This window comes from Pseudomonas sp. 18.1.10 (genome assembly GCF_024655625.1).
In the GTDB taxonomy this organism is placed as follows: Bacteria; Pseudomonadota; Gammaproteobacteria; order Pseudomonadales; family Pseudomonadaceae; genus Aquipseudomonas.
Window position 1 is genome coordinate 1 of record NZ_JANLGL010000252.1, and the last position, 7181, is coordinate 7181.

Sequence of the window (7181 nt, forward strand, 5' to 3'; positions counted from 1 at the left end):
ACAGCTGAAGTATCGTCGGGAGCGTCAGATGTGTATAAGAGACAGATCTTTTACTGACTCACCGCATTCGCGAGCAAGCCCGCTCCCACAAACAAAAATGCCCCGCACCTTTCGGTACGGGGCATTTCTTAACTGTTGCGTAACCTGGGTTACGCGGCAGTTGTTACCACTTAGGCTGCTGCAGCGACGTTCAGAGCCTTGATGTGGCCATTCAGACGGCTCTTATGACGAGCGGCCTTGTTCTTGTGGATGATGCCTTTATCGGCCATACGGTCGATAACAGGCACAGCCAGAACGTAAGCTGCTTGAGCTTTTTCAGCGTCTTTGGTGTCGATGGCTTTAACTACATTCTTGATGTAGGTACGAACCATGGAACGCAGGCTGGCGTTGTGGCTGCGACGCTTCTCAGCCTGTTTTGCACGTTTTTTGGCGGAAGGTGTGTTGGCCACCGTCGAGCTCCTCGAAAGACTTTTTAGGAAATAGCAAACAAAATAGGCCGCGAATCATGCCGATGACTTGATGTGTTGTCAAGGGCGGCTGATGCGAACTGCTGAGTGGTCGATCTGAAGAGGCGGGTGATTTATTTCCGGCGCTTGACCTGTAAACTCGCGAGCTTTGGCTCTGTGCTGTTGCAGGCGCGCAGTATCGCATAAGTAGGCGCGTTGTTCGCCTGCTGTTTATCTAATAGGCGCAAACTCTTTCAATGAACCTCCTCAAATCGTTGGCCGCCGTCAGCTCAATCACCATGATCTCGCGGGTTTTGGGCTTCGTGCGCGACACCCTGCTGGCGCGCATTTTCGGCGCCAGCATGGCCACGGATGCCTTTTTCATCGCGTTCAAACTGCCCAACCTGCTGCGGCGGATCTTCGCCGAGGGCGCATTTTCCCAAGCATTCGTGCCGATCCTGGCCGAATACAAGACCCAGCAGGGCGAGGAAGCGACGCGCACCTTTATTGCCTATGTCTCGGGCCTGCTGACCCTGGTGCTGATGCTGGTCACTGTCCTCGGCATGCTCGCTGCGCCCTGGGTGATCTGGGCGACGGCCCCCGGTTTTGCCAATACCCCGGAAAAATTCGCGCTGACCACCGACCTGCTGCGGGTGACCTTTCCTTATATATTGCTGATTTCCCTGTCATCCCTGGCCGGGGCGATCCTCAATACCTGGAACCGCTTCTCGGTGCCGGCCTTCGTGCCGACCTTGCTGAACGTCAGCATGATTATCTTCGCGCTGTTCCTCACGCCGTACTTCGATCCGCCGGTCATGGCCCTGGGCTGGGCCGTACTGGCCGGAGGCCTGGCACAGTTGCTCTACCAACTGCCGCACCTGAAAAAGATCGGCATGCTCGTGCTGCCACGCCTCAATCTGAAGGACACCGGTGTCTGGCGCGTGATGCGCAATATGTTGCCGGCGATCCTCGGGGTGTCCGTCAGTCAGATTTCCCTGATTATCAACACCGCGTTTGCCTCGCTACTGGTGTCGGGTTCGGTGTCGTGGATGTACTACGCCGACCGCCTGATGGAACTGCCGTCCGGGGTGCTCGGCGTGGCCTTGGGCACCATCCTGCTGCCAACCCTGGCGCGCACCTACGCCAGCAAGGACCGCCAGGAATACTCGCGCATCCTCGATTGGGGCCTGCGCCTGTGCTTTGTTCTGGTGCTGCCGTGCGCCCTGGCACTGGGGATTCTGGCCGAGCCGCTGACCGTGTCGCTGTTCCAATACGGCCAGTTCGATGCCCATGACGCCCTGATGACGCAGCACGCGTTGGTCGCCTACTCGGTCGGCCTGCTCGGCATCATTGTGATCAAAGTCCTGGCGCCGGGCTTCTATGCCCAGCAAAACATCCGTACGCCGGTGAAAATCGCGATTTTCACGCTGATCGTCACGCAACTGCTCAACCTGGTATTCATCGGTCCGCTGGCCCATGCCGGCCTGGCCCTGGCCATCAGCGCTGGTGCGTGCATCAACGCCGGGCTGCTGTTCTATCAACTGCGCAAGCAGCAGATGTTCCAGCCGCAGCCCGGCTGGGGCCTGTTTGCCCTCAAGCTGGTGGTGGCGGTGGCGGCGATGTCGGCGGTATTGCTCGGCCTGATGCACTTTATGCCGGCCTGGGACGAAGGCCATATGCTGGAGCGTTTCCTGCGGCTTGGCGTGCTGGTCGTGGCCGGTGTGGTGGTGTACTTCGGGATGTTGCTGCTGCAAGGCTTCCGCCTGCGGGATTTCAATCGCAAGTCGATTGGCTAGAGCGTTTGCCGCGATAAAACGGCTGTTTTATCGATTCGACCCATTTGGCCTGTTCTGTTGCCTGTCGTCCGGGGCTGGGTGTGGTTATAATCGACCACTTTATGAGCAAGAAGCGCGTTATGCAGCTGGTTCGAGGTCTCCACAACCTGCGCCCCCAGCATCGGGGCTGCGTCGCCACTATTGGCAACTTTGACGGTGTTCACCGTGGCCACCAGGCTATCCTGGCCAGGCTGCGCGAGCGTGCGGTCGAGTTGGGCGTGCCCAGCTGCGTGGTGATTTTTGAGCCACAGCCGCGGGAATATTTCAGCCCCGAAACGGCGCCGGCACGTCTGGCCCGCTTGCGGGACAAGCTGCAACTGCTGGCCGAAGAGGGCGTGGACCGTGTCCTCTGCCTGGCCTTCAACCAGCGTTTGCAAAGCCTTAGCGCCGCCGAGTTCGTTGACCGAATCCTGGTGGACGGCCTGGGCGTGCAGCATCTGGAGGTCGGCGACGACTTTCGTTTTGGCTGCGACCGCGTCGGCGATTTCGATTTCCTGCAGCAGGCTGGCGCTAATCAAGGTTTTACCGTCGAAGCCGCGCAAACCGTCGAACTGGACGGCCTGCGCGTGAGCAGTACCCAGGTGCGAAACGCCCTGGCCGCTGCCGACTTCGCGTTGGCCGAGCGTTTGCTCGGTCGCCCGTTCCGCATTGCCGGGCGGGTCCTGCACGGCCAGAAGCTGGCGCGCCAACTGGGCACGCCAACCGCCAACGTGCAGCTCAAGCGCCGTCGTGTGCCACTCACCGGGGTTTACCTGGTGAGTGTCGATATCGACGGCCAACCGTGGCCGGGAGTCGCCAACATAGGCGTCAGGCCCACGGTTGCAGGTGATGGCAAGGCCCACCTGGAAGTTCACCTTTTGGATTTTGCCGGTGATCTGTATGACCGGCGTTTGACGGTGGTTTTCCACCAAAAGCTGCGTGAAGAGCAGCGTTTCGCCTCCCTTGAGGCGTTGAAAACGGCGATCAATGCGGATGTCGCCGCCGCCCGTGCACTAGCCGCACCTAGCGCCCATCGCTAACCGAAGAGCCTTAAATGACCGACTATAAAGCCACGCTAAACCTTCCGGACACCGCCTTCCCAATGAAGGCCGGCCTGCCACAGCGCGAACCGCAGATCCTGCAGCGCTGGGACAGTATTGGCCTGTACGGAAAGTTGCGCGAGATTGGCAAGGATCGTCCGAAGTTCGTCCTGCACGACGGCCCTCCTTATGCCAACGGCACGATTCACATCGGTCATGCGCTGAACAAGATTCTCAAGGACATGATCCTGCGCTCGAAAACCCTGTCGGGCTTCGACGCACCGTACGTCCCGGGCTGGGACTGCCATGGCCTGCCGATCGAACACAAGGTCGAAGTGACCCACGGCAAGAACCTGGGCGCGGATAAAACCCGCGAACTGTGCCGTGCCTACGCCACCGAGCAGATCGAAGGGCAGAAGTCCGAATTCATCCGCCTGGGCGTGCTCGGCGAGTGGGACAACCCGTACAAGACCATGAACTTCAAGAACGAGGCCGGTGAAATCCGCGCCTTGGCCGAAATCGTCAAGGGCGGTTTTGTGTTCAAGGGCCTCAAGCCCGTGAACTGGTGCTTTGACTGCGGTTCGGCCCTGGCTGAAGCGGAAGTCGAGTACGAAGACAAGAAGTCCTCGACCATCGACGTGGCCTTCCCGATCGCCGACGACGCCAAGCTGGCCGAGGCTTTTGGCCTGGCATCGCTGGCCAAGCCTGCCGCCATCGTGATCTGGACCACCACCCCGTGGACCATCCCGGCCAACCAGGCGCTTAACGTACACCCGGAATTCACCTACGCCCTGGTGGACGTCGGTGATCGCCTGCTGGTACTGGCCGAAGAAATGGTCGAAGCCTGCCTGGCGCGCTATGAGCTGCAAGGTTCGGTCATCGCCACCACCACCGGCACCGCGCTGGAGCTGATCAACTTCCGTCACCCGTTCTATGACCGCCTGTCGCCGGTGTACCTGGCTGACTACGTTGAACTGGGTTCGGGTACTGGCATCGTTCACTGCTCGCCGGCCTACGGCGTAGACGACTTTGTGATCTGCAAGAAGTACGGCCTGGTCAACGATGACATCATCAACCCGGTGCAAAGCAACGGCGTGTATGTGCCGTCGCTGGAGTTCTTCGGCGGCCAGTTCATCTTCAAGGCCGACCAGCCGATCATCGAAAAGCTGCGTGAAGTCGGTGCGCTGATGCAAACCGCCACCATCCAGCACAGCTACATGCACTGCTGGCGCCACAAGACGCCGCTGATCTACCGCGCCACCGCGCAGTGGTTCATCGGCATGGACAAAGAGCCCACCAGTGGCGACACCCTGCGTAACCGCGCGATCAAGGCTATCGAAGAGACTAAGTTCGTCCCGGCCTGGGGCCAGGCGCGCCTGCACTCGATGATCGCCAACCGCCCGGACTGGTGCATCTCGCGCCAGCGTAACTGGGGCGTGCCGATCCCGTTCTTCCTGAACAAGGAAAGCGGCGAGCTGCACCCACGCACCGTCGAGTTGATGGAAGTCGTGGCCCAGCGCGTTGAACAGGAAGGCATCGAAGCCTGGTTCAAGATGGACGCCGCCGAACTGCTGGGCGACGAAGCGCCGCAGTACGACAAGATCAGCGACACCCTCGACGTGTGGTTCGACTCGGGCACCACCCACTGGCACGTCCTGCGTGGCTCGCACCCGATGGGTCACGAGAGCGGCCCGCGTGCCGACCTGTACCTGGAAGGTTCGGACCAACACCGTGGCTGGTTCCATTCGTCCCTGCTGACCGGTTGCGCCATCGACAACCACGCGCCGTACCGCGAACTGCTGACCCACGGCTTCACCGTCGACGAGACGGGCCGCAAGATGTCCAAGTCGCTGAAAAACGTGATCGAGCCGAAGAAGATCAACGACACCCTGGGCGCCGACATCATGCGTCTGTGGGTGGCGTCGACCGACTACTCCGGCGAGATCGCCGTGTCGGACCAGATCCTGGCCCGCAGCGCCGATGCCTACCGTCGCATCCGTAATACCGCACGCTTCCTGTTGTCGAACCTGACCGGTTTCAACCCGGCCACCGACATCCTGCCGGCCGAGGACATGCTCGCCCTGGACCGTTGGGCCGTGGACCGCACCCTGTTGCTGCAACGCGAGTTGCAGGAAAACTACGGCGAATACCGCTTCTGGAACGTCTACTCGAAGATCCACAACTTCTGCGTGCAGGAGCTGGGTGGTTTCTACCTCGACATCATCAAGGACCGCCAGTACACCACCGGCGCCAACAGCAAGGCACGCCGTTCGGCGCAGACCGCGCTGTATCACATCTCCGAAGCGTTGGTGCGCTGGATCGCCCCGATCCTGGCCTTCACCGCCGACGAACTGTGGGAATACCTGCCGGGCGAGCGTAACGAGTCCGTGATGCTCAACACCTGGTACGAAGGCCTGACCGAACTGCCGGCCGACTTCGAAATGGGCCGCGAGTACTGGGAAGGCGTGATGGCCGTCAAGGTTGCGGTGAACAAGGAGCTGGAAGTGCAGCGTGCGGCCAAGGCCGTCGGTGGCAACCTGCAAGCCGAAGTCACCCTGTTTGCCGAGGAAGGCTTGAGCGCCGACCTGGCCAAGCTGAGCAACGAACTGCGCTTCGTGCTGATTACCTCCACCGCAAGCCTGGCGCCATTCGCCCAGGCCCCGGCGGACGCGGTCGCCACCGAAGTACCGGGCCTCAAGCTCAAGGTGGTCAAGTCGGCCTTCGCCAAGTGCGCCCGTTGCTGGCACTGCCGTGAAGATGTCGGCGTGAACCCTGAGCACCCGGAAATCTGCGGTCGTTGCGTCGACAACATCAGCGGTGCTGGCGAGGTTCGTCACTATGCCTAATGCAGCCAGTCGTTTTGGACGCCTGGGCTGGCTCGTACTGAGCGTGCTGGTCCTGGTCATCGACCAGGTCAGCAAGGCTCACTTCGAAGGCGCCTTGCAGATGTACCAGCAGATCGTGGTCATTCCCGACTACTTCAGCTGGACCCTGGCCTACAACACCGGCGCGGCGTTCAGCTTCCTTGCCGACGGTGGCGGCTGGCAGCGCTGGCTGTTCGCCCTGATCGCCGTGGTGGTCAGTGCGGTGCTGGTGGTCTGGCTCAAGCGCCTGGGCCGCGACGACACCTGGCTGGCCATCGCCTTGGCCCTGGTGCTGGGCGGCGCGCTGGGCAACCTGTACGACCGCATTGCCCTGGGCCATGTGATCGACTTTATCCTCGTGCATTGGCAGAACCGCTGGTACTTCCCGGCGTTCAACTTTGCCGACAGCGCCATCACCGTCGGTGCGATCATGCTGGCGTTGGACATGTTCAAAAGTAAGAAAACCGGAGAGACCGTCAATGACTGATCAGGTATTGGCTGAGCAACGCATCGGCCAGAACACGGAAGTCACCTTGCATTTCGCACTGCGCCTGGAGAATGGCGACACGGTCGACAGCACGTTCGACAAAGCCCCGGCGACCTTCAAGGTCGGCGACGGCAACCTGCTGCCGGGTTTCGAAGCGGCTCTGTTCGGCTTCAAGGCTGGCGACAAGCGCAACCTGCAAATCCTGCCGGAAAACGCCTTTGGCCAGCCCAACCCGCAAAACGTGCAGATCATCCCGCGTTCGCAGTTCGAAGGCATGGACCTGTCGGAAGGCTTGCTGGTGATTTTCAATGATGCGGCGAATACCGAATTGCCTGGCGTGGTGAAAACCTTCGATGACACGCAAGTGACCATCGACTTCAACCACCCGTTGGCCGGTAAAACCTTGACCTTTGACGTTGAAATCATCGACGTTAAAGCGCTCTGATCAACGACGCGGTTAAAAATGTGGGAGCGGGCTTGCTCGCGAATGCTGAGTGTCAGTCAACAGATGTATTTACTGACCCACTGCA

The 7181-nt window shown here is 60.5% G+C and carries 6 protein-coding genes; 5 read left to right on the forward strand and 1 reads right to left on the reverse strand.

Annotated elements, in window-relative coordinates; all coding sequences use genetic code 11:
* Positions 1–170 precede the first annotated feature (170 nt).
* Entirely contained in the window at positions 171–449 is a 279-nt protein-coding gene (gene rpsT, locus NUV89_RS26005) for a 30S ribosomal protein S20 (RefSeq protein WP_003171647.1), read from the reverse strand.
* A gap of 254 nt (positions 450–703) precedes the next feature.
* On the opposite strand from rpsT, the gene murJ reads away from it, so the two are divergent.
* From murJ to NUV89_RS26030, 5 genes are all read left to right on the forward strand, one after another.
* Positions 704–2242 (forward strand): murein biosynthesis integral membrane protein MurJ, encoded by a 1539-nt coding sequence (gene murJ / locus NUV89_RS26010; RefSeq protein WP_257783573.1) that lies wholly within the window; start codon positions 704–706, stop codon positions 2240–2242.
* Positions 2243–2361: 119 nt separating this feature from the next.
* Positions 2362–3300 (forward strand): bifunctional riboflavin kinase/FAD synthetase, encoded by a 939-nt coding sequence (gene ribF / locus NUV89_RS26015; RefSeq protein ID WP_257783574.1) that lies wholly within the window; start codon positions 2362–2364, stop codon positions 3298–3300.
* A gap of 14 nt (positions 3301–3314) precedes the next feature.
* A complete protein-coding gene (ileS, locus tag NUV89_RS26020) occupies positions 3315–6146 on the forward strand; it encodes an isoleucine--tRNA ligase (RefSeq protein ID WP_257783575.1) in 2832 nt (943 codons plus the stop codon).
* Complete coding sequence (gene lspA, locus NUV89_RS26025; RefSeq protein WP_017737909.1) at positions 6139–6651, forward strand: signal peptidase II; 513 nt, start codon at positions 6139–6141, stop codon at positions 6649–6651. Before ileS ends, lspA begins: the two co-directional genes overlap by 8 nt.
* Before the next feature lie 7 nt (positions 6652–6658).
* The gene (locus NUV89_RS26030; protein WP_177325344.1) at positions 6659–7096 is read left to right on the forward strand and encodes a peptidylprolyl isomerase; all 438 of its coding nucleotides are present in this window, start codon (positions 6659–6661) and stop codon (positions 7094–7096) included.
* Positions 7097–7181: the final 85 nt, after the last annotated feature.

Coding starts and splice junctions, on each gene's coding strand:
- murJ (WP_257783573.1), top strand. CDS start 704: ATGAACCTCCTCAAATCGTTGGCCGCCGTCAGCTCAATCACCATGATC.
- ribF (WP_257783574.1), top strand. CDS start 2,362: ATGCAGCTGGTTCGAGGTCTCCACAACCTGCGCCCCCAGCATCGGGGC.
- ileS (WP_257783575.1), top strand. CDS start 3,315: ATGACCGACTATAAAGCCACGCTAAACCTTCCGGACACCGCCTTCCCA.
- lspA (WP_017737909.1), top strand. CDS start 6,139: ATGCCTAATGCAGCCAGTCGTTTTGGACGCCTGGGCTGGCTCGTACTG.